This is a genomic window from Brevibacillus sp. FW306-2-1A-C05A, assembly GCF_058781555.1.
Map to the genome: position 1 here is coordinate 36,570 of NZ_JBYSWV010000027.1, position 24,807 is coordinate 61,376.

Consider the following 24,807-nt stretch of genomic DNA (forward strand, 5'->3'; position numbering starts at 1 on the left):
GGAGAGACAGACAAACATCTGCTAGGGATGACAGGAGGCTTGACCACGATGGAAAACGACTTTCAATGGGAGCTGTGGAATCGGCTGACACAAGCGCCGGGAGCGCCAGGCTTCGAAGGTTCGGTCCGCGCTATCATGCGGGAATACATAGGTGCCTATACAAACGAATTTGTCTACGACAACCTTGGCAGCATGCTCGGGGTAATGCGCGGCGATGAAAACGGTCCGAAAATCATGGTGGCCGGACATATGGATGAAGTCGGCTTCATGGTGACGCGCATTTCCGACCAAGGCTTTATTTCGTTTCAGACGCTCGGAGGCTGGTGGGGACAAGTTTTGCTTGCCCAGCGCGTCCAGATCATCACGGAAAAAGGCGCGATCGAGGGCGTCATCAGCTCGATTCCGCCGCATGTGCTGAGTGAAGACCAGCGGAATCGCCCGATGGACATTCGCAACATGTTTATCGACATCGGCGTCGACTCGCGCGCGGAAGCCGAGCAGGCAGGCGTGCGTCCGGGACAGCAGATCGTTCCGGTATGCCCGCTGCAGGTCATGGCCAATCCGAACCGCCTCATGGCAAAAGCGTGGGACAACCGCTACGGCTGCAGCCTGGCAGTCGAACTGGCAAAAGAGCTGCACGAGCGCCCGGGCCATCCGAACGTCGTCTACGTCGGGGCTACGGTCCAGGAAGAGCTGTCTGGCATGCGCGGGGCGAAAACAGCCGCGGCTGCGATCGAGCCTGATTTGTTCCTCGCTTTGGACGCCAGCCCGGCCACGGACATTCCCGGCGTGAGAGACGAAGGCGGCAAACTGGGCGGCGGCCTTTTGATGCGCATATACGATCCGCTGTACATGATGCCGCTGGGACTGCGCGAACTGCTTATTTCGACCTGCGAGCAGGAGAACATCCCGTACCAGTACTACGTGGCCAAAGGATCTACGGACGCCAATGTCGTGCAAAACCACGGAAAAGGCGTGCCGTCGGCTGTCATCGGCATCCCTTCCCGCTACATTCACAGCCATGCGTCCATCATTGACCGCAACGATTACGAAGCGGCCAAGCGGCTGTTGTTCTCCATCGTGCGCAAGCTGGATCGGGCGACCTTTGCGTCGATTTTGCCGAGATAATGAGGGGAGGTGGCGCTTTTGAACGCGATTGTTTTGTACACGAAGCGCCAGGGCCAGGCGACGTCTTACGAATTTAACGTCTTCGACAACCAGTTCGCCACGGAAAATCTGGCTGTCCGCAAAGTGCTGATGTCCATGCTGGAGTCTGTACGCGAGCGGCTGACCGATGTGGAAGTGGAGTACAACGACAGCATGCTGGCGGAAAAATTGGGGGCGAGACGCGCTGCGGAGACGTTGCGTTTTCTCGGGGCGACGAAAGACAACAGCAAGGAAAACCGCAGCAACGGCATCGTCGTCAGCCGCTCGTTTCAGGCGCCGCTCACCCCTGAGCGCTATGCGTTTTTTTACGGGCTCACAGACATTGCCACGCTCTCGCACTACCGCTTGAAGGAGGGCAGCGAGGACCGGATTGTGTTTTACTTCACGCGCTATTTGCAGTTGATAGCTCCTGACGAGAGCGCAAGCCAGGCCTTTTTGCAAAAGCTCGACGAGTTTTCGCTACCGTACAGGCTCGTGTCGATCAACTGAACAGGCCAAAACAGGCGAGCAAGAAAAAAAGCCATTTCCACCGATCCAGGGGAAATGGCTTTTTCGTCTGCGCATCGGCTTGCGGCGATGCAGCACAGGCAATCCGTCAAGTAGCAGGGCGATCCGGCCCTTCCAGCTTTTTGTCCCCGTAGCCGGGGGCGTCGTTTTGCACGGATTTCGGCTGGGGGCTGCGGTCTGCCTCCCGCATTTTCCCCGCTTGATCCTGGTTGTTTTGCTTGCTCATTTACGTGGCACCTTCCTTTCTTCCCGATTTCGGTTCGGGAGCCTGCTCCGGGTTTTTGTGGCGCGGCATCGCATAAATCGCGAATAAGCCGAGCAGCGCCGCGAGCAAAAGCGTGATGATCCCGTAGCCGATCCATGGGCTTCGGCTGCCGACTCCCCCGAGCTTTTCCACCATCGCGCCGCCGATGCTCGTCCCGAGAGCCGTGCCGACGCCGGATACGAAGTTGGAGAAGCCGAAGTACGCTCCGAGCCATTCTTCCTTGGCAAAATGAGTGACGAGCGAATCCTGGACAGGCATGAACAGCATTTCGCCGACAATAAATACGACGGCTGCGGCGCTGAGCGTGACGAATTGATTGGCCCAGCCCATCAAGGTCAGGCCCGCGCCGAGCAAGGTCGTTCCGGCGGCAAGCGCCACATACGGGTTGATTCGCGAAAGGACAAAGCGCGAGACGAAGCCTTGCAGCAGGACGACAGCGAGCGAGTTGATCGTCCAGACGAGGCCGATGAGCGTCGCGGAATGCAGGACGTGCTCGCCGCGCAAAGGCAAGATCATCGTAAATTGCGCATACAACGCCCAAATCAGCAAAGTAATCGCGGAAAACAACAGGAAGCTGCGGTGCTTCAAAATATGCCGGTATTCCGAGATCGGCGTGTGGCGGCAGGCAGGCCCGACACAGCGATCATCTGGCAAGGAAAAAAACGTCAGCACGGCGAGCAGGCCAAATACCGCGGCTGCGATCATAAACGGCTGCTGGCCGACGGACGTCATCCAGGTAATGACCAGACCCGCTACGATAATGCCGCTGTGGGCGAGAATCCCCCGCCACGAAAAAGCGGCTGTACGCTGTGCTTCCGCCACCTCATCGGCAATCATCGCCTTGATCGTGGGGGCCAACAGGCCAAGCCCCAGACCGTTCACGGAGGAAAACAGCAGAAAAAGCCCGTACGACGCGCTGTAGTGATATCCGAGCATGGCCCCTCCTTGAAGCAGTGCGCCAAGCGTGATGATCGCGCGGCGGCCCCAGCGATCCGACATCGGCCCGCCGATCAGGCTGCCAATCTGGTACGCAATGCTGCCCGCGCCCAAAATGAAGCCGACCTGGGCGAGATGCAACTGCCGCACCTTCTGCAAAAAGATCGGAAAGACCGGAATGACCAGATACGAGGCCAGGTGCATGAAAAAAACGAGCAATAGCAGGATCAAATAAGGCTTGTTGCGCCAGAGAGCTCCACTCGAGGCTGTCATAATCGCCTCCTTTTGTTGGTATCGTCTCTTCTAGTATGAGTGAAAGAGGTTTGTCTCTATGCAACAAAATTGGGCGAGCGTACAAATGTGCGCGACAGGCAGGCATATGTCCAATCCAAACTTTTCCCCGATACATATACCTATAGAGAAAGGTACCATGGGCGGTATGCCAGGTGCGACGGTTCGAGCCAGCGTGAAGGGGGGATCTGTCATGAAAGGTTTCGGCTTTTTCAACCAGGATGGCTTTGAAACGGTGATCTGGATTATCGTTATCATCTTTCTCCTCTCCATATTCTTTGACGAAGGGATAGATTGAGATGAGCGCATATCGGCCGGTTCGCCGCTTGAACAATCACTATCGCTCGAATCAGGGCTTCAAAGCCTGGATCAAGGCCAACGAGCAATGGTTTAAGGAAAATCCGGAAGTGTTCAAACAGGTGCTGAGCAACCCGAATATGGTCAACCTGTTTATGGATCTCATGGTGATGAACTCGCCGCGCATTCAGAGGCGTCTGCGCAGGTGGGGCAAGAACAAGCCGTGAGCGCATGTGGCATGCTGCCGACAAAAGCATGCCATCTTTTTTTCCTGTCCAAGCAGCCGATCCTTTCGCGCGGGCCTGGCAGCGGCTTTTCAATCATAAAAGCCAGACAAGCTGCGTAGGGATAAGCATAGGCAGCGCAGTCGAGAGGGTGGGAAAACAGCATGGCACAAGTCATTTTGACCTTTTTTGTGGCCTATGGCATCGTCGTGGGCGGATCTTTGTGCGGCGGCTTGGGCGCCTTTTTGACGGAAAAGCCTCCGCTTTTTTCGATGGTCCAGCTTGCGGACCAGTTGAAAATCTGGGGCTTGGTCGGTGCTCTGGGCGGCACCTTTGACTCGTTTTTGCAGATTGAGAAAATATTGATGGGCAACTTTTCGCCTGTGTTCAAACAGCTCGTCATGATCGTCGTCGCGTTTTTGGGCGCGCACATCGGGACGATTTGCGTGCAGTGGCTCGTGCAGGTGCGCTCATGATGATCGTCCTGTGGAAACGCTATCTCGCTCTCCTGCTCATCGGCTGCCTGTTGGGCGGAACGGCGGTTTTGTTTGTGTACGGACGCGAGATGGAGCAGATGATGCTTGTCCGCAAAAGCCTGGAGCTGCAAAATAAAAAGCTGTACGAGGAAAATCAGGAGCTGAAGCAAAACCAGCGGGTCTATCGCAAAAAGCAGGATCAGGTCATCGAGGAAGTCCGCGCCTTTGTCTTGACGGCGGACCAGAAGCAGCCGCTGCACGGGACGATCGTCGTGCAGGTGGTCGATTTGATCGAAAAAGACTTCGCCTCGCTCAAAGGCAAAAAAGCAGAGCAGGTCGCGGAGGTTCACCAGGTGCTGCACGAGATGCTGCGCCGCCGGGAGTATGTCTTGTCCGACCAGACGATGGTGGAGGTGCGGATCAAGACCGTGTTTATCGCGCGGACGCTGCAAGTGTTTGTGACGGCAGAGGTCATATCCGACGATGTCTGGCAAAAGATAGCGCGAAACTTTCTTTTTCTTCCCCCGTATATTTCTACATAGAAACCTGAAGGCAGATCTGTCGCAAGATCTGGGGTGAACGCAAAGGAGAGGCGAGTACATGTCCATGTTCAAAAAGTTGCTGGCCAGTGTCGGAATCGGAGCGGCCAAAGTCGATGCCCGTTTGGAGCAGGAGTCCCTCGTTCCTGGAGACCTCGTAAAAGGCGAAGTGCACATCTCCGGTGGAGACGTAGCGCAGGAAATCGACGAAATCTACATGTACGTTATCACACACTACGAACGCGAAGTGAATGACAACAAGGTGAAGGAAGAGTGCACGCTGGTCAAGTACCGTCTGACTGAGCGCGTCTATTTGCAGCCGAAGGAGGACAAGGTACTGCCTTTTGCGTTCCAGCTTCCTTATGAGACACCGCTGACTATGGGACGTCAACCCGTTTATTTGCGGACGGGATTGGATATTAAAAACGCGATTGATCCGGGCGACTCCGACTTTATCGAAGTGCGTCCGCATCCTTTGATGGCAAAAGTACTGGAGGCGGTCCAGTCGATTGGCTTCCAGTTGTACAAGGTCGACTGCGAGTACAACCGCCACCTGGGCCGCACGTATCCGTTTGTGCAGGAATTTGAGTTCCGTCCGACAGGGGCATACCGTAGCCGTCTGGAGGAGCTGGAAGTCGTCTTTTACTTGCGCGAAGGCGAGCTGGAAGTGCTGCTGGAGCTCGACAAGCGCGCGCGTGGCTTCCTGGGCGCCTGGGAAGAAGCGTTTAACCTCGACGAACGCTATGTCCGCTTCCGGCTTTACGAGGCCGATCTGCAAAAGCCGACTCGCGTGATTGCCGATGCCATCGAGCAGAAGATCAAGCAACAACTGCGTTAAACAAGGGAAAGCAAAAAAGAAGGCTGTCTGGGATGCGAACCAGACAGCCATTTTTTCGTGGATTGACAAGGCGGACGATTAGTCGTCTACGCCAACGATGGTCAACAGGACGAACAAGACGAGAATCAGTGCAAATCCGTTAAAGCCTCCGTTAAACAGCCCCATTTGAAATCCTCCCATAATTCGTGACGTGATGTTTGTTCCCTCTATAACATAGTCGAAGGCCAGGGCAAACGTGTGCAGGCATACACCTATTTTTGGGGCAAAAGCCGGTTCCATGAGGTGTCTTTCTAATTTTTTGATTTGGATGTATAGGGCTGGATTTTTCTGACAATACTGTGAGCATGAAGAAATCCAAGGAGGATATTATTATGAATTTGTTGGAAAAAACCAGGAAAATTAATGTGATGCTGCAAAAAACAATGGGAGGCAGCGGCGTAGGCTTCCAGGATCTCGCCAAGTTGCTGTCAGAGGTCATCTCGGCAAATGTGTACATCATTACGGCGGACGGCACGATTCTCGGCAGCGGCTTGAACCAGGAAATTTCGCTGAATGAAGAAGGCCAGTCTTCCACTCAACTGCGAAGCGGCATACATCAAAAACTGCTGGAAGTGACACAGACGCTCGCAAACGAGTCGATCGAAAGTCCGTACAGCTTCGTGCCAAAAGAACTGGCAGGGCTGTTCCCGCAAATGATGACGACCATCGTGCCGATCAATGCAGGCGGCAGCCGCCTGGGTACACTCGTGCTGCTGCGGGCGTATGGCGAGTTTGAAACCGAGGATTTGATTTTGGGCGAAATCGGCGCGACCGTCATCGGGATGAAGATCGTTCGCCAGCGCACAGAGCAGATTGAAAATGAAGTGCGCGACAAAACGTTCGCCAAAATTGCCCTGTCTTCGCTGTCCTACAGCGAACAGATCGCCATTGAAAAAATTATGGAGCAGCTCGACGCGCGCGAAGGCTTGCTCGTCGCCAGTCAACTGGCAGACCAGGCGGGTCTGACTCGTTCCGTCATCGTCAACGCGCTGCGCAAGCTGGCCAGCGCAGGCGTGCTGGAGTCCCGCTCGCTCGGCATGAAAGGTACATATATCAAAGTGCTCAACGACAAGTTCCCATCCGAACTGGCGAAGTGGAAAACATCGTAATTCGCAGCGCTTAGACAGAAGGCTCTCCCGGAAAACGGGAGGGCCTTTGTTTGCGTGCGCGGGCAGAGGCGCGAACAGGCGGGAACACGTTTTGCCAAAAGGAAGGGGCAAGTCCTTTGCCGCTCAACGAGTACATTCCAACTGGAAAAAAGTTCATGAATTAATCATTGATTCGTGATTTTTTTGCCGATATAATTTGCCAAAAGGAATAACTTCAAAAAATTCAAAATTTAAAGTCTAAACTTCAAAATGCAAAGCGATTGAGGAGGAGATCGGATTGAAAGTGGCAATCGGCGGCGTCGTGCACGAAACGAACACGTTTTCCAACGTTCCTTCCACGTTAGACCTGTTCCAGAGCTGGGAGTGGGATCATCAGCAAGTCATCCTGGATCGCAACCGCAAAGTGAGAAACTTTTTAGGGGGAATGATCGACCGGGCGGAGGAACTGGGCATTGAGCTTTTGCCGACCTTTTCCACGTTTGCCTATCCGGCAGGCACGATCACGCGCGACACGTACGAGCGGATGAAGGCCGAACTGCTGGAAGGGCTGCGTCTGGCACAGGGCGCCGACGCCATCTGTCTTGCCCTGCACGGGGCTGGCGTCGCCGAAGGAATTGACGATCTGGAAGGCGACCTGCTTGCGGCCGTGCGCGGCGTAGTCGGCTACGAGATTCCGCTGGTCGTCACGCTCGACCTGCATGCGAACATGACGCCGCAGATGGTGGAAGAAGCAGACGCGCTGCTCGGCGTCCATCTGTACCCGCACGTCGACTGCTATGAGCGTGGACAGGAGGCGATTGATGTCGCGCGCAAAATGGTCGCCGGCGAGTGGAAGCCGACGATGCATTTGACCAGATTGCCCTTGTTGATCCCGACCTCTGCTACCCACCACTTTCCGGCAAGCGAAATCAACGAAGCGTGCTGGGCTTGGGAGAAGGAAGAAAACGTCATCGACTGCGCGTTTTTTCACGGCTTTCCGTACACGGACATTCCCGAGCTGGGAGTGGCGGTTTTGGCGGTCACGAACAACGACAGCGAGCTGGCGCGAAAAGTGAGCGAGGATGTGGCGCGGCTCGTGTGGGAACGGCGGGACGACTTCGAGCTTATCATGCCGACGCCTGCCGAGGGAATCGCGCAAGCGCTGGCGACAGAAGGCAGGCCGATCGTCATCAACGAGACATCGGACAACCCGGGCGGCGGAACCCCCGGCGACGGAACTCATCTGCTGCGGGCCATGCTCGAAGCGCAGTTGACCGATGCCTGCTTCGGCTACATGTACGATCCCGAGGTGGTGCAGCAAGCGTTCGCGGCGGGAGTCGGAGCCTCGCTCGAGCTGAGCCTGGGCGGGAAAACAGACGACCTGCACGGCGAGCCGCTTGAAGTCACGGCGTATGTCAAAGCGCTGACCGACGGCAAGTTCGTGGCGACGACGCCGATGGGGCGGGGCACCCGGGCCGACTACGGCAAGTCGGTTCGCCTGCAAATCGGGGGCGTGGACGTGATCGTCTGCTCCGTCAAGTCGCAGGTGCTCGATGAGCAAATTTTTCAACTGCACGGGATTGATGTCACGCGCTACAAGATCGTCGCGCTCAAATCGAGCACGCACTTCCGCGCCGCCTTCGAGCCGATCAGCGCCAAAGTCATCACGGTCGATTCGCCTGGCCTGACGACATTGAACTTCCGCTTTTTCGAGTACAAACGGGCGAACCGGCCGCTTTACCCGCTCGATCCGATTACCGATCCGAACCTACCACAACTGACAAGGAAGTAGAAAACGATGGAACACGTACAGGAGCGCATTCGCAAGCACTATCCGGAATTGACCAACCAGCAGAAGCTGGCCGCCAAATACATTCTCGCCGAACCACAAATCGTAGCCCAAAAGCCCGCCAAAGTGGTCGGAGCGCTGAATGGGACGAGCGAAACGACAGTCATTCGCCTCTCCTACGCGCTCGGTTACTCCGGGTACAGCGAATTGCAAAATGAAATTCGCAGCTCCTTGCTCGAACGAGTGCAAAAAGAAGACGCCATCAGCAGCCTGCGGGCGGCGGCGGAAAATTTGCGCGGACAGGACGATCTGCTCTCCTTCAACCTGGAACAAGATGTCGCCTACATCCGGCAAACGCTGGGCGGGCTGCAAAAGGAGCAGCTTCAGCATGCGATCACGCGCATTATGTCCGCCAAGCACATTCTCGTCGTCGGCTTCCGCAGCTCTTACGCTCCGGCTCACTGGCTCGCTTTTGCGCTCAATGTCGTAAAAGGAAACGCGCACCTGTACAACGGCCCTGTCGATGATGCGAACTATTTGCTGACCCAGATCAATGCGGACTGGCTGGTGATTGCGCTCTCTTTTCCCCGCTACGTCAACGAAACGATTTTGTTCACCAAGGCGGCGAAGGAGCGGGGCGCTGTCGTGCTCGGGATTACCGACGACGAGCTGTCCCCGGTCGGTCCGATTGCCGATCAAGTCTTGAAGGTGTACGCCCCTGCGCCAACCGCCCTGAAAGGGATGACCGCGATTTTTTCCATGCTGAACATTCTCGTCAGCGGCGTGGTCCAGGCCGACGGCGAGCAGGTGCAGGAGCGGCTGCGCCATTACGAGAACACGAGTCGCCAAATTTATCCCTTCGTGGGAGAAACCGATATGTGACGGTGAGAGAAAAAAGGGGATGAAGGCATGAAAAAAAGCTGGTGGAAAAACGGGCCGCTTGGCGTCTTGCTGGCAACAGCAATGATCGCAGGCTGCTCCGCGCAGACGGCAACCCAGACGACTCAGCCGGATAGCGACGGGACGAGCAAGAGCAATAACACGCTCGTCATCTCCTCGCTGATTGAACCGGATACGCTCGATCTGCACAAGACAAGCTGGTTGGGCAATGAGAACGGCCTTTTGTACGAACCGCTTCTGACCCGCGATACAACAGGGAAAATCGTCCCGCGCCTCGCGGAAAAGTACGAAATCTCGCAGGACGGCAAGACGTGGACGTTTACTTTGCGCAAAAATACGCGCTTTCACTCCGGCGAGCCTGTGACAGCGGCGGCTGTGAAGGAATCGTTCGACCGGATGCTGGAAATCTCCCCGGTCAAAGGAATTGCGGGACCGATCGAAAAAGTGGAGGCAGCGGACGAGCAGACGCTGAAAATTCATTTCTCCAAGCCGTTCGCCCCGTTTATCAACGTCGTCATTAGCGGGCTGGTGTCTCCGATCGACGCCAAGACGGCAAAAGAGCTTGGCGACGGCTTTGGCGACAAACCATCGGGCACAGGAGCGATCCAGTTCGAAAAGCGCGAACGCGGCGCCTCGCTTTTGTACAAGAAAAATCCGGATTTCAACTGGGGGCCGGAGTACGCGACAAACAAAGGGCCGTTGCACGTAGACAACGTATTGTTCCGCTTTTTGAAAGACGACGATACCCGCCTGATGGAATTTAAAAAAGGGACGATCCACGTGCTGCACGACGTTCCAGCAAACGCTGTCGCCGAGCTGCAAGCACTGCCTGACGTCGAGATTCAGAAAATGATGGACATCGGCATCAAGTACATCGCGTTCAACAACCAGCATCCGCTGTTTGGCGACGTGCGCCTGCGCAAAGCCGTAGCGCTCTCCGTCGACCGCGACCCGCTCGTTGCCGTGGCGTTGAACGGCTTCGGCAAGCCGATTTACGGCCCGTTGGCACCGACGATTTTCGGCTACAGCGAGGCGATTGAGAACAAGGCCAAGCAAATGTACACCCGCGATCTCGGACAGTCCAAGCAACTGCTTGCCGACGCCGGATGGACGGACAGCAACAACGACGGCATCGTCGACAAGGATGGCAAGCCGTTGTCTGTGGAGCTGCTCGTGTCGCAGGAGCCAGCGTTTTCGCGCGCCGCGCAAATTCTCCAGAGCCAGTTGCGGGAAGCGGGCATCGACCTGAAAATTACCGTGCAGGAAATGACGACGATCAAAGACCGCATCAGCAAAAAGTCGTACGACATGGCTTTGATGTACTACGGCTGGTTCGATGCCGACATCCTCTACCTCATCTTTGAAAAGAGCAATGCCACAAGCCGCATGCACTTCACGAAGCCGGAGCTGGACGAGTTGCTCAACAAAGGCCGGGAAGCGGCAAGCGAAGAGGAGCGAATCCGCATTTACGAACAAGCGCAGGAAATTTTGCTGAACGAGTCGCCATGGGTGCCGCTCTGGGTGAACGAGCTGGTGACGGCGACACGGGGCATTAAAGGCTTTTCGCTTAATCCGTACACGCAATATTTCATTTTGAATGATGTCACGCTCGACAAATAGGCAAAAAGCAGGGGTGAAGACATGCGCCGCTATGTCGCAAAAAGGCTGCTTTCTCTATTGGGCACGCTGCTTGGCGTCTCTGTCCTGATTTTTCTCATGGTCCATCTGATCCCCGGCGACCCCGCAACGCAAATATTGGGACAGTTTGCCACGCCGGAAGCGATCAGCCAGATGCGCGCTTCGCTCGGGCTGGATCAGCCGCTTTGGCAGCAGTACGCGAGCTTTTTGGGGAGACTGTTGACGGGCGATCTCGGAACCTCGCTCTTTACCGGGGAGAGCGTGTGGGAGCAAATTGTCGCGCGCTTCCCGATCACGATGCAGCTCGCTGTGCTCAGTGTCGTCATTGCCGCGATCTTCGGCATTTTGCTCGGGACGATTGCCGCCGTCAAACAAAACACGTTTGTCGACAGGTTGGTCGTCCTGACCTCCTTGGTCGGCATTTCCGCGCCGGGCTTTTGGATCGCGCTGTTTTTGATCTGGATTTTCGCTTACAAGCTCGCCTTGTTCCCGATCTCCGGCTACGAGGGCATTCATTCCTTGCTCTTGCCCGCGATCACGCTGGGGATGGCCGAAGCGGGCATGATCGCCCGGATGACGCGCGCCAGCATGCTCGAAGTCATCAAGCAAGACTACATGCGGACGGCGGAGGCAAAAGGAGCGTCTCTCGTTTCTCTCGTGTTCAGCCACGGCTTGCCCAACGCGATCATCCCGGTTGTGACGATGATCGGCCTGCAATTCGGCTCGCTCATGGCTGGAGCGGTAGTGGTCGAAACGGTGTTTTCTTTGCAAGGCATCGGCAGTCTGGCCATCGAGGCGATCAGCAAGCGGGACATGCCGACGGTGCAGGGGATGGTGTTTTTCATGGCGCTGATTTTTGCCCTGACCAACTTGATTGTGGACCTCATCTACAGCCGGATTGATCCGCGCATCCACTTCGACTAAGGAAAGGAGCAGGATAACCGTGAACAACAGCCATCACACATCCTCTTACTGGTCGGTGATCGGAAAACGATTGCGGCGCAACAAAACCGCCATGGCCGGAGCGATCATCCTGCTCATTTTTACGCTGGCCTCTTTGTTTGCGCCGGTCATTGCGCCGCACTCCGTCGAGCAGATGAACTTTGAGCAACGCCTGGCTGCGCCCAGCCTTACGCATTTGTTGGGGACGGATGATTTTGGCCGCGACATTTTTTCCCGGCTCTTGCACGGCGGGCGGATCTCGCTTTTGATGGGGCTGATTACGGTCGTGCTCTCTACGGCAATTGGCGTCACGCTCGGCATTATCGCCGGTTACTACCGCAAGCTCGACCTGTTCATCATGCAAGGGATGGACATTCTCATGTCGCTTCCCGCCCTGCTGTTGGCGATCGCGGTAATTGCCGTGCTCGGGCCGGGGTTAACCAATGCGATGATTGCCGTCGTGATTGCGGTCATTCCGTCGTACGTGCGGGTCGTGCGCTCTGCCGTCCTGTCCATCCGGGAAAAGGAGTACATCGAGGCCGTCCGCGCCCTGGGGATTCGCGACTGGCAAATTCTTTTGAAGCACATTTTGCCGAACATCCTGTCGCCGATCATCGTGCTGTCGACGATTCAGTTTGGCGTCAGCATTTTGGCCGCTGCCGCCCTGAGCTTTCTCGGGCTCGGTGCCCAACCGCCGATGCCGGAATGGGGGGCGATGGTTTTTGTCGGCAAGTCGTTTTTGAGTCAGGCCTGGTGGATGTCCATTTTCCCTGGCATGGCGATCATGCTGGTGGTCCTTGGCTTCAACTTGCTTGGCGATGGCTTGCGTGACGCCCTGGACCCGAAAACGAGGTAAGGGAGGATGGAAAATGAAAGACGCGTTGCTTGCGGTCAATGACCTGCGGGTGAAGTTCAGGACGGAAAATGGCGTGCTGCCCGCGTTGCAAGGCATTTCTTTTCAGCTCAAAAAAGGCGAGACGGTCGCCTTGGTAGGAGAGTCCGGTTGCGGCAAAAGCGTGACCTCGCTTGCGATCATGGGGTTGTTGTCCCGTTCCTCCACGCAGATGGAGGGCAGCATCCGCTTTCAAGGCAGGGAGCTTGGCAAGCTGGGGCCAAAGGAGATGCGCGAGATTCGCGGCAAAGAGATCGCGATGATTTTTCAGGAGCCGATGACCTCCTTAAATCCGGTGCACACCATCGGCAAGCAACTAGAGGAGGTTTACCGCCTGCATACCGATTTGTCCAAAAAAGAACGGCGGGAACAGGCCATTGCCATGCTGAAAAAGGTCGGGGTTCCGCGCGCCGAGGAAATCATGCGCGAATATCCGCACCAGTTGTCGGGAGGGATGAAGCAGCGGGTCATGATCGCGATGGCGATGGCCTGCAACCCGCATTTGCTGATCGCCGACGAGCCGACGACGGCGCTGGACGTGACGATTCAGGCGCAAATACTGGAGCTGATGAACGATTTGAAGGAAAAGGCCAACACCTCGCTCTTGCTGATTACGCACGACCTTGGAGTCGTCGCGGAAATGGCGAATCGGGTGCTGGTCATGTACTACGGGGAGATCGTGGAGGAGGCAGATGTCGCCAGCCTGTTTACGCAGCCGTTGCACCCATACACGGCCGGGCTGCTGCGCTGCATCCCCGACCTGGATGAGGAAGAGAAAAAACGACTGGCCCCGATCGAAGGCAGCGTCCCGTTGCTCGGCGAAGTGACAGAGGGCTGTGCCTTTCGCTTTCGCTGTCCGCTGGCGATGGAACGCTGCTACCTGGAAAAGCCGCCGCTCTCCGGCCAAGGCACACAAGCCGTACGCTGCTGGCTGTACGCGAAAGAGGAGATGGCGGTATGAGCGAGATTTTGTTATCCGTAAACGATCTGAAGACGTATTTTCCCGTGAAGAAAGGACTGCTCGGCAAGAGTGGCGAAGTCATCAAGGCAGTCGATGGAGTTTCCTTTCAGCTTAAAAAAGGGGAGACGCTGGGGCTTGTCGGAGAAAGCGGCTGCGGCAAATCGACCACGGGGCGAAGCATCATGCGCCTGATCGAGCCGACAGGCGGGACGATTCACTTTGAAGGCCAAGAAATAACGGCGATGCCGGAGCGTCGTTTTCGCTCTTTTCGCAAAAAAATGCAAATTGTCTTTCAGGACCCGTACGCCTCGCTCAATCCGCGGATGACGGTGCAGGGAGCTTTGGAGGAAGCGCTGAGCGTGAGAGAGCCGAAGCTGTCGTCCGCCAATCGGCGGGAGCAGGTGCAGGAGCTGTTGCAACTGGTCGGGCTGAATCCGCAGTTCGCGGCCCGGTATCCGCACGAGTTCAGCGGCGGTCAGCGACAGCGGATCGGGATTGCGCGCGCTTTGGCGGTTCAGCCAGCGCTGGTTGTGGCAGACGAGCCGGTTTCTGCCCTGGATGTCTCCATTCAGGCGCAGATTGTCAACCTGCTGCAAGATTTGCAGGAGCAACTCGGACTGAGCTACCTGTTTATTTCCCACGATCTAGGCGTCGTTCGCCATATTAGCGACAGAATCGCCGTCATGTACCTCGGGCGCATCGTGGAAATCGCGGACAAAAAAGATTTGTTTACGGGGCCGCTGCATCCATATACACAGGCGCTGATGTCTGCCGTGCCAAAAGCCAATCCTTTTCGCCGAAAGGAAAGGATCGTGCTTGGCGGCGACGTTCCCAGTCCTTCGCGGGTGCCAGCAGGCTGCTCCTTTCATACGCGCTGTCCGCACAGCACGGAGATTTGCCGCACGGTTCGTCCCGTTCCCAGCCAGATCCAGCCCCGCCATTTTGTCGCATGCCATCTATATGAAACAGAAGGGATGAAGATCATTGAAAATCGAGCGCATTGAGCTGCAGCAACTGCACATACCACTTCGCTTCCGTTTTGAAACAAGCTTTGGCTACACGGTGGTCAAGGAGCTGATTCTGGTTAGCGTCTACGGAGAAGGGGAAGTCGGCTACGCCGAGAGCGTGGCGATGCCGGACCCTTATTATAATGAAGAAACGACCGAAACTGTTTGGCACATGATGGAGCGTTTTCTCATTCCGAAGCTGTTTGCCAGTCCAATCGAGACGCCGGAGGACGTGGATCGGCTGTTTGCTCCCGTCCGCCGCAACAACATGGCGAAGGCGGCGTTGGAAGGGGCCATTTGGGATTTGTACAGCAAGCAAAAAGGGGTGTCGCTTGCCAAGGCGCTTGGGGGAAACAAATCGGTAATCGACGTTGGCATCAGCATCGGGATTGAACCGACAGTCGATCAGGTGCTGGCAAAAGTGGAGCGTCACCTCGCGGAAGGCTACAAAAAAATCAAGGTGAAGATCAAACCGGGGTTTGACGTGGAGCTGATTCGCGCAATCCGCAAGCAGTTTGGCGACGATGTGCCACTGATGGCCGACGCGAACTCCGCCTACACGATGGAGCATATCGACGTGATGAAGGAGCTGGATCAATACGGGCTGATGATGATCGAGCAGCCGCTGGCCCATGACGACATCATCGACCATGCGAAGCTGCAGCGCGAGCTTTCCACGCCGATTTGCCTCGACGAGAGCATTCACAGCGTGGAGGACGCCAGAAAAGCGATCGAGCTGGGCAGTTGCGGCATCATCAATATCAAAGTCGGTCGCGTCGGCGGTTTGACTGAGTCCAAGCGGATTCACGATTTTTGCCAGGCGCATGACATTCCGGTCTGGTGCGGGGGCATGATCGAATCAGGGGTCGGCCGCGCGCACAATATCGCCATTACCAGCCTGCCAAACTTCACGATTCCGGGCGATACAGCGGCCTCCAGCCGTTATTGGGAGGAAGACATCGTGGAGGGCGGTGTCGAGCTGATCGCTCCAGGGCAGTTGGCCGTGCCGGATGGTCCGGGAATCGGCTACGCGCTGAATGCGCGGGCGATTGGCAACTACGTGCTCCGCTCGGCGAATTTCCGGCCGTAACAGCCGCGCTTCACGATTTTTCTAAAAGAAAGGGAAAAAGGGGAGAAGAACGATGGCGGTGTGGGTTGAATCGTTTGAAGAGTATGCGCAAAACCTGCTTTCCAAGGCGAAAATCACAGGGGCGGCAGTCGGACTGGCGGAACAGGGACAGCTCGAATATTTCCACGGCTTCGGGCTTGCCGACGATACGGCGGACGCGCAGGAGCTGACCGCAGATACGGTGTTCGGCATTGGCTCGGTGACCAAATCGTTTACGTGCGTGGCGATCATGCAGCTCCAGGAAGCAGGCAAGCTGAATGTCCACGACCCGGTGCGCACCTATATTCCCGAGTTGCGCACGCCGAATGAAGCTTTTACCCGCGAGATGACCATCCATCATCTGATGACCCACACCGCAGGTTTCCCTCCGTTGGATACACTCGTCGGCGCGATGAAAAACAGCATGGCGGAAGAAGCAGCCGACCGCAGCTTCAGCTCCGGCTTGCAATGGGATGTAGAAAAAGCCGAAGCTATCGAGACAAAAGAAGAGATGCTCGCTTATTTGGCAAAGCTCGACTACGAACTGCTCGGCGCGCCGGGCGAGCAGTTCAGCTACTCAAACGACAGCTACGCCTTGCTCGGGGTCATTATCGAGCGGGTGAGCGGCAGCACGTACGAGCAGTTTGTCCACGAGAACATCCTGGCGCCTGCTGGCATGACGCACAGCGCCTTTTTGATCGAGGAGCTGCCAGCCGATGCGCAGGTCGCGACGCTGTTCACCCGCAAAAGCCCGGAAGACGGCGGCGACGTGTATCGCTCGCCTTCGTGGTGGGACGCTCCGGCGATGCGCTCGGCAGGCTTTTTGAAGTCGACGATACGCGATTTGCTGCGCTATACGGAGCTGTTCCGCACAGGGGGACTGGTGGGCGACAAGCGGCTGCTTTCCGAGGCCAGTGTCAAGGCGATGACGACGCCCCACGCCCCGCTCAGCCCCTTCCAAGGCTACGGCTACGGGCTGATGATCGGCACGGATTGCCACGGAGGGACGCTCGTCGAGCACGGCGGAGCGATCAAAGGGGTCAGCGCGCAAATTTTCGCCATTCCCGAACGCAACCTGACCGGGGCGATTCTCATGAATGTCGATGGTGCCCCCGTGACCGATCTGATGCACGGCTTGTTGAATGCAAACAATGGAAAGCCTGCGGCGACCCCTCCGTTCCCGTATGCGGACTACGAGCTGCCGCCTGAGCGATTTGCGGCTTACGCCGGAGAATACCGTTCCTCGGAAGGCGCCAATGTCACCGTTGCCATCGAAGAAAACGCGCTCGTGCTGAAGGCGATGGGCGCTACAGTCCCGCTGCGTCCTGTAGGGGAAGACGGCTTCGTCTGGAAGCGGGGAGAGACAGATTCGTACATCCACTTCTACCGCGACGAGGCAGGGACGATCAGCCGGATGGGCTTCGGCTTCCGGCAGTTGCCGAAGATACTGGTAGGAACAGAGCAAAAAGTATAATGGAAGAAACGCGCACCTGCAAGCATGGCACTCGCTTGTGAGGGGCGCGTTTTTTTGAATCGGGGACGCAACCGCATGCGTTATGGAGCTGCCGATGTGGAAGACACGGAGCTGTTGAGAGTCGTCTCGCCAGCCGCAGAGCGCCGCCAGTCCGGATGCTGCTCGATGTTGCGGAAGGTGCGGAACAAGAGCAGGCTAAGCCCGGAGCAGGTGAAAATGATGCCGCCTGCGAGCAAGAGGACGCCGGATGTGGCCGCCTTCGTAGCCAAAAGAAACGAGCAAAGCGCGTAGCTGACAGGGCCAAAGCCGATCGACATCAGCGCGAGCAGCGACATGACCCGGCCGAGCATCGTCGAAGGAACGATGGTCTGGATGTACGTAATCAGCGGAATGTTCGTCATGCTGAGCATCATTCCGATGAGAAACATGCCGATCAGGCCAAACAGCAACTGCTGCATGAAAAAGAGCGAGCTCATCCCGATGCCCATGACGCCGAGAAACAGCGGGAGCAGCATGAATTTTCCCCGGAAACCTTTGCACAGCCCGGTCAAAATTCCCCCGGCAATCGTGCCGACTCCAAGCGCGGTGCTAAGGGAGCTGTAGGCGCTTCCGTCCCAGCCCAGGTCTTTGACGTGGAGCGGAATGGCCATGTTGATCGGCCCGGAAAACATCATGTTGATGACGAGCGAGGTCGTCAAAATCATCGTCAAGATCGGGATGCTGTACGTAAAGCGGATGCCGCTCCAAATGTCCTGGAAGTAAGAGCTTTTGCCGGAAGCCGGAGCGTCCTGCTGCGGGGCAGGCGATGCGGTTTGCGCTGGAGCCAGGCGCAAAGCGGACAAAAAGATCGCCCCAACGAAAAAGGCCACCGCCAAAATGAGAAACATGAGCGGGTAATCGCCCGTGCGAATCAGCACAGCGGAGACGACAGGCCCGCCGACCATGCTGATCTGCTGGGAAATTTCCATCAGGCTGTTGGCGAAAGCGAGCTGCTCGCGCGACACCAGCGAGGGCAAAATCGAACTGCGCGCCGGCCAGAAAAAAGCGTCGACCGTCCCGAACAAGGCGGCGATCCCGTAGATGAACACGTACAGCCACGTACCGGGCTCGTTTTGCAAAGCAAGGCTGAAGCCGAGCAAAATGAGACTGCGCGCGAGAATAGAGGCGAGCATGATCCATTTCCGATTCCAGCGGTCGGCGGCGACACCTCCGGCGAGCATGAACAGCAGGCGGGGAATCGACATGCAGATGAGGGCGGTTCCGAGCATCGCTTCCGACCCGGTCCGGTCGACGATAAACCACGACAGCAGCAAAAAGAACGCGCCGTCGGCCACGGCGGACAGAATCGTGCCGCTCCAGAGCGATAGAAACGAGCGATTTTTCCACAAGGCGCTAGTTGTTGTCGAGGTCGCCATTGCCATCGCTGGTCGCCTCCTTTTTCTTTTTGACGACAATTTTGTTGGTCACATGTTTGTGATCGCTAGGCAGATGTTCGTAATTTTCCGGCAAAGATTCATCGTCGGCCACGTAATAGCGTTCGTTGGTCATGAAGCCGACGGATACGAGGTAGAAGTTTTCTTCGCTGTCTTTTACTTCTCCGGCAGCGATCCGCGCGAGATGGCGTTCTTCCATTTCCCCCAGCTCGTTGATGAGGGCGTGGTATTTTTTCAGCCAGGCGTGGAGTTCCTCCCGCGGAGCTTTTACCTCGGCATTGAAGGCAACCGCCGGGGCGCGCTTGCTTTCGTCCACGAATTGCATGAACGATTCGTCAGGGGCGTTGTACAGGCGGGTAATGCTCGTGCGTAGATGGTTGACCATCGCTTCCTGCAGCAGCATGCTGTTTTCGCGAAGCGACGGGAGCAGCTCCTCGCTCACTTTGAAGTCGTAGGCGACCGCGCGGAAAAATTTTTGCACAATCCCGTTTTTTTCTTCTGTGCGGACGACTTTGATAAAGCCGTGGTTCTCCAACTCCTTGAGATGGTAATGGACTTTGGAGGCAGAGAGGGAGAGCAGGGTAGCGAGCTGCTTTCCCGTGTACGCTTCCTTGACGAGCAACATGATGATGTCCATTCGCAACGAGTCGCTAATCGCCTTCAGTTGATCCAATGTTTCGATGACCAGAAACCGTTTCATATCGTGTCAGCTCCATTTCGGGAAAAGTGAACGTGTTGTTATTTTGAAACGTTCAATTTTATTTGAACGTATGATAGCTTACAACGGAGGGCGCTGACAAGAACAATTTGCCGATATTTTCAGGCAAGTGCTACAATGTGAGAAAGTTGACTGGGTAAGCTTTTGAAAGTCTCGACTTACCTTAACGGGGAAAGGATGCGCGATCATGACCTTGCTTCAACACCCGGTCTTTCGCCGTCTGTATGCGGCTCATATTGTTCATATCATCGGGAACGAGTTTACCTTTATTGCCGTCGTCGGCCTGCTTGACATTCCGCTCGGGCTTGGAGGCGTGCTGGCGGGTTTGGCAGCGGGCAGGCTGGCGGAGCGCCTGAGCGAACGGGGAATTGCACGGTTCCAGGGATGGGCGCTGATTGCCATGGGGCTGTCGATTGTAGCGGTATTTCATATCAAGCCGCTGCTCGGTCTTGCGGTAGCGATTCTGTTTTGTTCCTTCGCGTCGTTTGGTTCTTCGATTTTGTCCGTAACCAAGCTGCAAAAACTGGCGGCCCCGGCCTATTTGGCGCGAGTCTTTTCGATCCGGGAGATGGCGACGATGGGGAGCTTTTCCGCAAGCTGTCTCGTGCTCGGCTTTGCCGCAGAGCAAGCGGGCAGCGCGTCTGTCTCGGTCTGGCTCGGCATGTTCGGCGTAGCAGCAGGCGGTGTCTGGCTGTGGAGCCGCAGGCAGTTGCAGAAGCTGGGACAGGAAGAATAGTCGTCTCGTAAAATGCCCGTACCTTTGCTGCGATGGCAAAGGTCTTTTTGTGTTACTTCCGTTCACTTTTTTATTTAATAAATATAATTGTTGAAAAAGTATAAAATCGTCTGTACAATGATGGAAAAAGACGAAAAAAGGAAGATGCAGGGATGAAAGAGCTATGGAGGCAGCATGCGTTTCGCTGGTATTGGCTCGGCATGTTCTTGTCGGGATTGGGCGATCAGTTTGGCTGGATGGGACTTACCTGGTTTGTCATGAAAAAAACGGGCTCGCCCGCCGCGATGGGGGGCGTCGTGCTCGCGTACATGTTGCCTGCTGTGTTTGCGGGACTGGTGGCGGGAGTGCTCTTGGACCGGTTCGATCGCCGAAAGCTGATTATGGTGGACAATGTAGCGCGCGGCCTGATTTATATCGCGCTGGTAGCTTTGCTTCTGGTCGACCATGTTCCGCTTTTTGTGATTTACGTGTTGATTGTCATTGCGGGTACGCTCTCTCCGCTCAGTACGGCAGGCGCCCAGACGCTTTTGCCGAGGCTTTTGGCCGACAAAAGACATCTGGTCAAGGCGAACGGCGTCATGGAAAGCCAGTGGCAGATCATTTACATGTTCGGTCCGGCGCTGGCCGGGGTATTGATCGGGCTGATTGGCGAAGCGTACGTGCTGTTGATTGATGCGGCCAGCTTCTTTGTCTGCGCACTCTGTTTTTCCCGCTTGCCAAAAGAAATGACGAAAAGCGCCAATCCGGAATCGGCGGCGCAACCCGCGCAGATCGGCTTGTTTTTGCGCTCGCTTTTCGCGGACATGAAGACGGGATACCGCTATTTGTTCGGGAAAAAGCAAATAGTGGCGCTCGTGCTGTTCACCTTTTTGTTCAATATGTCTTACGGGCCGATTGAGGTCGCGCTGCCGCTGTATGCCAACCAGAATTTGGCGGGCGGCTCGGTGGCGCTGGGGATGCTCTGGTCGTCGCTTGCGATCGGGGCGCTGCTCGGGTCTTTGTTTTTCTCGACGATTTCCTGGCGGATACCGTTGGGCGTGACGTTGGCGGGCATTATCGTTTTGTGGGGAATTACAACCATGCCGCTCGCGTTCTTTTCGCGGCTGGAGGTGGCGATGATCGCGATGGCTTTGGCGGGCTTCAGCTATTCGCCGTATAACATCATGTACCGAAGCTACCTGCAAAGACAAGTACCGGATGCTTTGCTGGGCAGGGTTATGACGAGCATCCGGACGATTACAGGCACAGGCATGCCGGCTGGCGCGGCAGTCTCGGGGGTGCTGATCCCTACACTTGGCGTGCAGGGACTGTTCGGAGCCGGGGCCGCTGTCTGTATCGCCTGCGGGCTTTTGGCCTTCGGAGTATTGAGGGACCTGGAGAGTCCGTCACTTGCGGTTGAGGAGCGGGGCGACTAGCTGTTTGATGCGCTGCGGCAAAAGCGCATAGAGCACCGACAGCATTTTCAGGCGATAGGGCATTGCCACTTCGGAGCGGTTGGCTTGTACGGCTTTGTAAATGTGGCGGGCCGTTTCGTCTGCGGAGAGCAAATAACGGGCGACCTTGCTGCGATACGCCCCGGTCCTGTCTGCCTTTTCCAAAAAAGGAGTGTCGATCGGCCCGGGCATGGCGCAGGTGACGCGAACGCCGCTTCCGGCAAGCTCGTGCTGCAAGCCTTCGCTGAAGCGGATCACCGCCGCTTTGCTCGCGGCGTAGACGGATGCCTTGGCGGTCACGACTTGTCCGGCGAGCGAGGCGACGTTCACGATGTGTCCCGAGCCACAGTCGAGCATCAGCGGCAAAAAGGCGCGCGTGGTGTACATCACGCCGGCAATGTTTGTGCGCAACGTTTCCTCCAGCTCGTCAATGTCCATGCCGATGAGTGGCTCGAACACGGCAATGCCCGCATTGTTGTACAGGATGTCGCACCTGCCGAAGCGGACGTGCACCCAGGCGGCAAAGCGGCGGACGTCCTCGTTGTTTCCGACATTGACAGTATAGGAAAAAAAGCGGTTGGAATCAGGGACCGGAGTGGTCAGGGACTCGTGGTTGACGGGCTTGCGCGTTGCGGCGATGACGAGGTCGCCTTTTTCCAGATGCAGTCGCGTCAATGCCTGCCCGAGACCGCCGGAAGCCCCGGTAATGACGACCACACGGGGAGAGCTCATGGGACCATCCTCTTTTCTGTAGCTGTTATGTTTCACAAGTATAACCTCTAGACGAATGGTGAAGGATAGCGTCTAGGAGGTGAAAGCATATGCCAGAAGTAAGATGCAGCGTAGCAAACTGTGAGTACTGGGCGCAAGGCAATCTTTGCAGCGCCGACGAAATCATGGTGGAAATCGACGCACATGCCAACGCAAACACGAAGGAAGAGTTTGCTGGCGAGTACGGGCAAAACACAGGCCATAAGGATCATGCGACGAAGTCGTCCGAGACCTGTTGTCTGACGTTCAAGCCGAAAAAGTCTGAGAAGAAGTAAAGGAAAGCCTTCGAATGAGGCTAACCGACCCGAAGCGTGACTGCGCGCGGACATTTGCCGCAGACACTTGCAGAGCTTCTTCGTGCGTCTTGGCGCTCAAAAAGACGTATCCCGCCATGGAGATACGTCTTTTTGCGTGGGCGCAATCAGGGCAGAGGTTACACGCGGGCTTGTCCAAACGCAAGCTCTTTGACCTTCCTGTCGACTTCTTCCCAGGAGGTCACGCGGTGCACCAGCTCGGGGAGCCGGGCTTGATTGTACGGCGTATCGAATAAAAAGACGGGAATCTGCAAAGCTTCGGACAACTGCAAGGCATTTTCCAGCCGATCCTCCAAAAACAGGTCCACGCCCCATCTTTGTGCGGCCGCCAGCTTGTCGTGGGAGCCGACCAAATCGACTTCATGGTAAGGGATTTGGTAACGGGCAAACCAGTTCAGCGTCACGTCGTGATGACGCGCTTCCCTGGCGCTGATGTAGATCAGCTTGTGCGCAGGATACCACTTGCGCAACACCTGATCGGCAATCCCGTGCACAGGTGCCTCGTCGTACAGTCGCTCGCCGTTCTGGTCGAGCCACTCTTCAAATTCCGCGTCTGTAATCTGATATACGTTGGCCAAATTGTACTCGTAACAGTCTTCATATCGTAAATCTCTTCCAAAGCTCTCGTTCATCAATGGCACAATGCTGCTGGGTGACGTCACCGTACCGTCAATATCAATGCCAATGGTTAGGATTTTCTCTGGTTTCATCCTCTCGCCTCCAGTTTAAATTGTACACCGCGGGCAGACAATAAGGCTACTTCCTTCACTAACAAATCCTTTACCAAAAAAGGGGCTGAGCATGGTATGTTGGATCGACGTGAACGCATGAATGCGAAGCGGAAGGAAGATACCGGCTTTTCCGAGACAGTAGATCAGCACGACAGGGAGTTTGCGGTGGAGACCTGGACCCAGGCTGCCTTCGACGAACACGAAGGACGCTCCAGGCGAAGGATTCACTACGACCCACACTCTTTGACAGAGCGCTATTCAGGCGAGCTGGACGACCGAGTGGACAACGACAGGGTGGAAAACGATTTTTCGGAGCGCCTGGATGGAGTCGTTCTGACACGGGAGGACCGCGCGCCGGTCGCTTCTGTACGAGACGACGATATCGAGGCCGCAGCGGAAATCGCCGAACCGATCCCTGCGCGCCGTTCTGTGCGTGAGGTCAACGATGACGAGGACAGTCGGGAAAGCGGAGCCAGCGGGATCGGCATGACAGGACTGGGGCTATCGATCCTGTCCCTGTTCCTCATGCCGTACCTCGTGGCCCCAATCGGGATGGTGCTTGGCTATTTGGCGTATCGCCGGGACTCGCGAACGCTGGGAGCTTGGGCGATGATCGTGGGGGCGATCTCCATTTTGGGAGCGCTCGTCATTTACCCGTACTACACGGCCCGCTAAGCCGCATCAGACCGCAAAAAACCTCTCTGGGCACAAAACGGCCCGGGGAGGTTTTTGCATTTGCTCGCTCAGTTCGTGTACAGACGGGACAAAAACGGAGTTGTCGCCGCAATGACTGCCTCACAGAAAACGTCCGCCCGGTTGACGCGGCCGCCAGTCAAAAGGGCATACGCCCCGCCGCGGTGATTGCTCCCGGTAGTCTGGCCCCATTCGTCGATGATGACATTCAGTTCAATTCCTTCTGCCAAAATGCGTTCGGCTGCCTGCTTAGGGATCGGAAAAGCCAGTCCTTTTCCCAAATACAGCTCGCTTCCGTTCCAGGCCGCGCAGACAGAAATCAAATACCATTGCTGGGTAAATTCCTGATCGTACATCAGGCCGCCCTCCAGCCCAAGCCCGATGTGCGCCTCGCAAGCGGAGGCCAAGGCCGCTTTTGCCCGGTTGATGGCTCCGGCAATCGTCTCTTTCTCGCTCATCGGCTGGGCAGACACACCGGAAGGGACGGACAGGCAGATCGGGTCTGCTCCCGTCGCCTTTTGTACCGCCAGACGCTTTGCTTCGTTTTGAGTGCCCAGCGCATAGCGTAATGGTGCGTTCTTCATCTGGATCGTTGTCACC

Annotated in this window: 29 protein-coding genes; 21 read left to right on the forward strand and 8 right to left on the reverse strand. The window is 56.4% G+C overall.

Features of this window, described 5'->3' with window-relative positions; translation table 11 throughout:
- Positions 1–48: 48 nt before the first annotated feature.
- Entirely contained in the window at positions 49–1,128 is a 1,080-nt protein-coding gene (locus tag AC3WJN_RS16325; RefSeq protein ID WP_005828177.1) for a M42 family metallopeptidase, read from the forward strand.
- Positions 1,129–1,146: 18 nt separating this feature from the next.
- Entirely contained in the window at positions 1,147–1,656 is a 510-nt protein-coding gene (locus AC3WJN_RS16330; protein WP_005828179.1) for a hypothetical protein, read from the forward strand.
- A gap of 106 nt (positions 1,657–1,762) precedes the next feature.
- On the opposite strand, the gene AC3WJN_RS16335 is transcribed toward AC3WJN_RS16330, so the two are convergent.
- Together AC3WJN_RS16335 and AC3WJN_RS16340 are read right to left on the reverse strand one after the other, a co-directional pair.
- Complete coding sequence (locus AC3WJN_RS16335; RefSeq protein ID WP_005828182.1) at positions 1,763–1,900, reverse strand: hypothetical protein; 138 nt, start codon at positions 1,898–1,900, stop codon at positions 1,763–1,765.
- The gene (locus AC3WJN_RS16340) at positions 1,901–3,148 is read right to left on the reverse strand and encodes an MFS transporter (RefSeq protein WP_005828184.1); all 1,248 of its coding nucleotides are present in this window, start codon (positions 3,146–3,148) and stop codon (positions 1,901–1,903) included. It lies immediately after the preceding gene.
- A gap of 58 nt (positions 3,149–3,206) precedes the next feature.
- Between AC3WJN_RS16340 and AC3WJN_RS16345 the strand changes: the two genes are divergently transcribed.
- The 5 genes from AC3WJN_RS16345 to AC3WJN_RS16365 all read left to right on the forward strand — a co-directional run bounded on the left by AC3WJN_RS16345 (position 3,207) and on the right by AC3WJN_RS16365 (position 5,540).
- A complete protein-coding gene (locus AC3WJN_RS16345; RefSeq protein ID WP_005828186.1) occupies positions 3,207–3,464 on the forward strand; it encodes a hypothetical protein in 258 nt (85 codons plus the stop codon).
- Between the two features lies 1 nt (position 3,465).
- The gene (locus tag AC3WJN_RS16350; protein WP_005828188.1) at positions 3,466–3,690 is read left to right on the forward strand and encodes a hypothetical protein; all 225 of its coding nucleotides are present in this window, start codon (positions 3,466–3,468) and stop codon (positions 3,688–3,690) included.
- A gap of 161 nt (positions 3,691–3,851) precedes the next feature.
- Positions 3,852–4,163, forward strand: a complete 312-nt coding sequence (locus tag AC3WJN_RS16355) for a YtrH family sporulation protein (protein WP_007783237.1) — start codon at positions 3,852–3,854, stop codon at positions 4,161–4,163.
- A complete protein-coding gene (locus AC3WJN_RS16360) occupies positions 4,160–4,705 on the forward strand; it encodes a sporulation membrane protein YtrI (protein ID WP_005828194.1) in 546 nt (181 codons plus the stop codon). Before AC3WJN_RS16355 ends, AC3WJN_RS16360 begins: the two co-directional genes overlap by 4 nt.
- Positions 4,706–4,763: 58 nt before the next feature.
- A complete protein-coding gene (locus tag AC3WJN_RS16365; RefSeq protein ID WP_005828196.1) occupies positions 4,764–5,540 on the forward strand; it encodes a sporulation protein in 777 nt (258 codons plus the stop codon).
- Between the two features lie 78 nt (positions 5,541–5,618).
- On the opposite strand, the gene AC3WJN_RS16370 is transcribed toward AC3WJN_RS16365, so the two are convergent.
- Positions 5,619–5,720: a YjcZ family sporulation protein gene (locus AC3WJN_RS16370; protein WP_035317240.1), complete on the reverse strand. Its 102-nt coding sequence runs from the start codon at positions 5,718–5,720 to the stop codon at positions 5,619–5,621.
- A gap of 191 nt (positions 5,721–5,911) precedes the next feature.
- Between AC3WJN_RS16370 and codY the strand changes: the two genes are divergently transcribed.
- The 10 genes from codY to AC3WJN_RS16420 all read left to right on the forward strand — a co-directional run bounded on the left by codY (position 5,912) and on the right by AC3WJN_RS16420 (position 17,378).
- Entirely contained in the window at positions 5,912–6,688 is a 777-nt protein-coding gene (gene codY, locus AC3WJN_RS16375) for a GTP-sensing pleiotropic transcriptional regulator CodY (RefSeq protein ID WP_005828198.1), read from the forward strand.
- A 277-nt stretch (positions 6,689–6,965) separates the two neighbouring features.
- Positions 6,966–8,459, forward strand: coding sequence for a M81 family metallopeptidase (locus tag AC3WJN_RS16380; RefSeq protein ID WP_007783243.1), 1,494 nt, complete (start codon positions 6,966–6,968; stop codon positions 8,457–8,459).
- A 6-nt stretch (positions 8,460–8,465) separates the two neighbouring features.
- Positions 8,466–9,338: a MurR/RpiR family transcriptional regulator gene (locus AC3WJN_RS16385; protein WP_007783244.1), complete on the forward strand. Its 873-nt coding sequence runs from the start codon at positions 8,466–8,468 to the stop codon at positions 9,336–9,338.
- 27 nt (positions 9,339–9,365) lie between these two features.
- Positions 9,366–10,976, forward strand: a complete 1,611-nt coding sequence (locus tag AC3WJN_RS16390; protein WP_007783246.1) for an ABC transporter substrate-binding protein — start codon at positions 9,366–9,368, stop codon at positions 10,974–10,976.
- A gap of 21 nt (positions 10,977–10,997) precedes the next feature.
- On the forward strand, positions 10,998–11,918 hold the full coding sequence (locus AC3WJN_RS16395; protein ID WP_007783249.1) for an ABC transporter permease: 921 nt from the start codon (positions 10,998–11,000) through the stop codon (positions 11,916–11,918).
- Between the two features lie 19 nt (positions 11,919–11,937).
- Complete coding sequence (locus tag AC3WJN_RS16400) at positions 11,938–12,792, forward strand: ABC transporter permease (RefSeq protein ID WP_005833611.1); 855 nt, start codon at positions 11,938–11,940, stop codon at positions 12,790–12,792.
- A 13-nt stretch (positions 12,793–12,805) separates the two neighbouring features.
- Complete coding sequence (locus AC3WJN_RS16405) at positions 12,806–13,789, forward strand: ABC transporter ATP-binding protein (protein WP_007783251.1); 984 nt, start codon at positions 12,806–12,808, stop codon at positions 13,787–13,789.
- On the forward strand, positions 13,786–14,793 hold the full coding sequence (locus tag AC3WJN_RS16410; protein ID WP_005833607.1) for an ABC transporter ATP-binding protein: 1,008 nt from the start codon (positions 13,786–13,788) through the stop codon (positions 14,791–14,793). Before AC3WJN_RS16405 ends, AC3WJN_RS16410 begins: the two co-directional genes overlap by 4 nt.
- A complete protein-coding gene (menC, locus tag AC3WJN_RS16415) occupies positions 14,774–15,886 on the forward strand; it encodes an o-succinylbenzoate synthase (RefSeq protein WP_005833605.1) in 1,113 nt (370 codons plus the stop codon). The genes AC3WJN_RS16410 and menC overlap by 20 nt, the downstream gene beginning before the upstream one ends.
- Before the next feature lie 52 nt (positions 15,887–15,938).
- Positions 15,939–17,378, forward strand: coding sequence for a serine hydrolase (locus AC3WJN_RS16420; protein WP_007783256.1), 1,440 nt, complete (start codon positions 15,939–15,941; stop codon positions 17,376–17,378).
- 80 nt (positions 17,379–17,458) lie between these two features.
- Here the strand turns inward: AC3WJN_RS16420 and AC3WJN_RS16425 are convergent, their stop codons facing one another.
- A complete protein-coding gene (locus AC3WJN_RS16425) occupies positions 17,459–18,799 on the reverse strand; it encodes an MFS transporter (RefSeq protein ID WP_007783257.1) in 1,341 nt (446 codons plus the stop codon).
- On the reverse strand, positions 18,771–19,511 hold the full coding sequence (locus AC3WJN_RS16430; protein ID WP_007783260.1) for an ArsR/SmtB family transcription factor: 741 nt from the start codon (positions 19,509–19,511) through the stop codon (positions 18,771–18,773). Before AC3WJN_RS16430 ends, AC3WJN_RS16425 begins: the two co-directional genes overlap by 29 nt.
- Positions 19,512–19,716: 205 nt before the next feature.
- Here AC3WJN_RS16430 and AC3WJN_RS16435 point away from each other — a divergent pair, with 205 nt between their 5' ends.
- Positions 19,717–20,265: an MFS transporter gene (locus tag AC3WJN_RS16435; protein WP_007783262.1), complete on the forward strand. Its 549-nt coding sequence runs from the start codon at positions 19,717–19,719 to the stop codon at positions 20,263–20,265.
- Positions 20,266–20,417: 152 nt separating this feature from the next.
- Positions 20,418–21,680: an MFS transporter gene (locus AC3WJN_RS16440; RefSeq protein ID WP_283858019.1), complete on the forward strand. Its 1,263-nt coding sequence runs from the start codon at positions 20,418–20,420 to the stop codon at positions 21,678–21,680.
- Here the strand turns inward: AC3WJN_RS16440 and AC3WJN_RS16445 are convergent.
- Entirely contained in the window at positions 21,651–22,430 is a 780-nt protein-coding gene (locus AC3WJN_RS16445; protein WP_492329304.1) for an SDR family NAD(P)-dependent oxidoreductase, read from the reverse strand. The genes AC3WJN_RS16440 and AC3WJN_RS16445 overlap by 30 nt on opposite strands.
- Before the next feature lie 89 nt (positions 22,431–22,519).
- Here AC3WJN_RS16445 and AC3WJN_RS16450 point away from each other — a divergent pair, with 89 nt between their 5' ends.
- Complete coding sequence (locus tag AC3WJN_RS16450; RefSeq protein WP_005833595.1) at positions 22,520–22,744, forward strand: DUF1540 domain-containing protein; 225 nt, start codon at positions 22,520–22,522, stop codon at positions 22,742–22,744.
- Positions 22,745–22,902: 158 nt separating this feature from the next.
- On the opposite strand, the gene AC3WJN_RS16455 is transcribed toward AC3WJN_RS16450, so the two are convergent.
- A complete protein-coding gene (locus AC3WJN_RS16455) occupies positions 22,903–23,493 on the reverse strand; it encodes a nucleotidase (protein ID WP_007783273.1) in 591 nt (196 codons plus the stop codon).
- Positions 23,494–23,589: 96 nt separating this feature from the next.
- Between AC3WJN_RS16455 and AC3WJN_RS16460 the strand changes: the two genes are divergently transcribed.
- Positions 23,590–24,189, forward strand: a complete 600-nt coding sequence (locus AC3WJN_RS16460; RefSeq protein ID WP_005833592.1) for a DUF1700 domain-containing protein — start codon at positions 23,590–23,592, stop codon at positions 24,187–24,189.
- Positions 24,190–24,257: 68 nt separating this feature from the next.
- Here AC3WJN_RS16460 and AC3WJN_RS16465 read toward each other — a convergent pair whose 3' ends face one another.
- Positions 24,258–24,791 carry a DUF84 family protein gene (locus AC3WJN_RS16465; protein WP_005833591.1) on the reverse strand — a complete coding sequence of 178 codons (534 nt, stop codon included), beginning with the start codon at positions 24,789–24,791 and terminating at the stop codon, positions 24,258–24,260.
- Positions 24,792–24,807 lie beyond the last annotated feature (16 nt).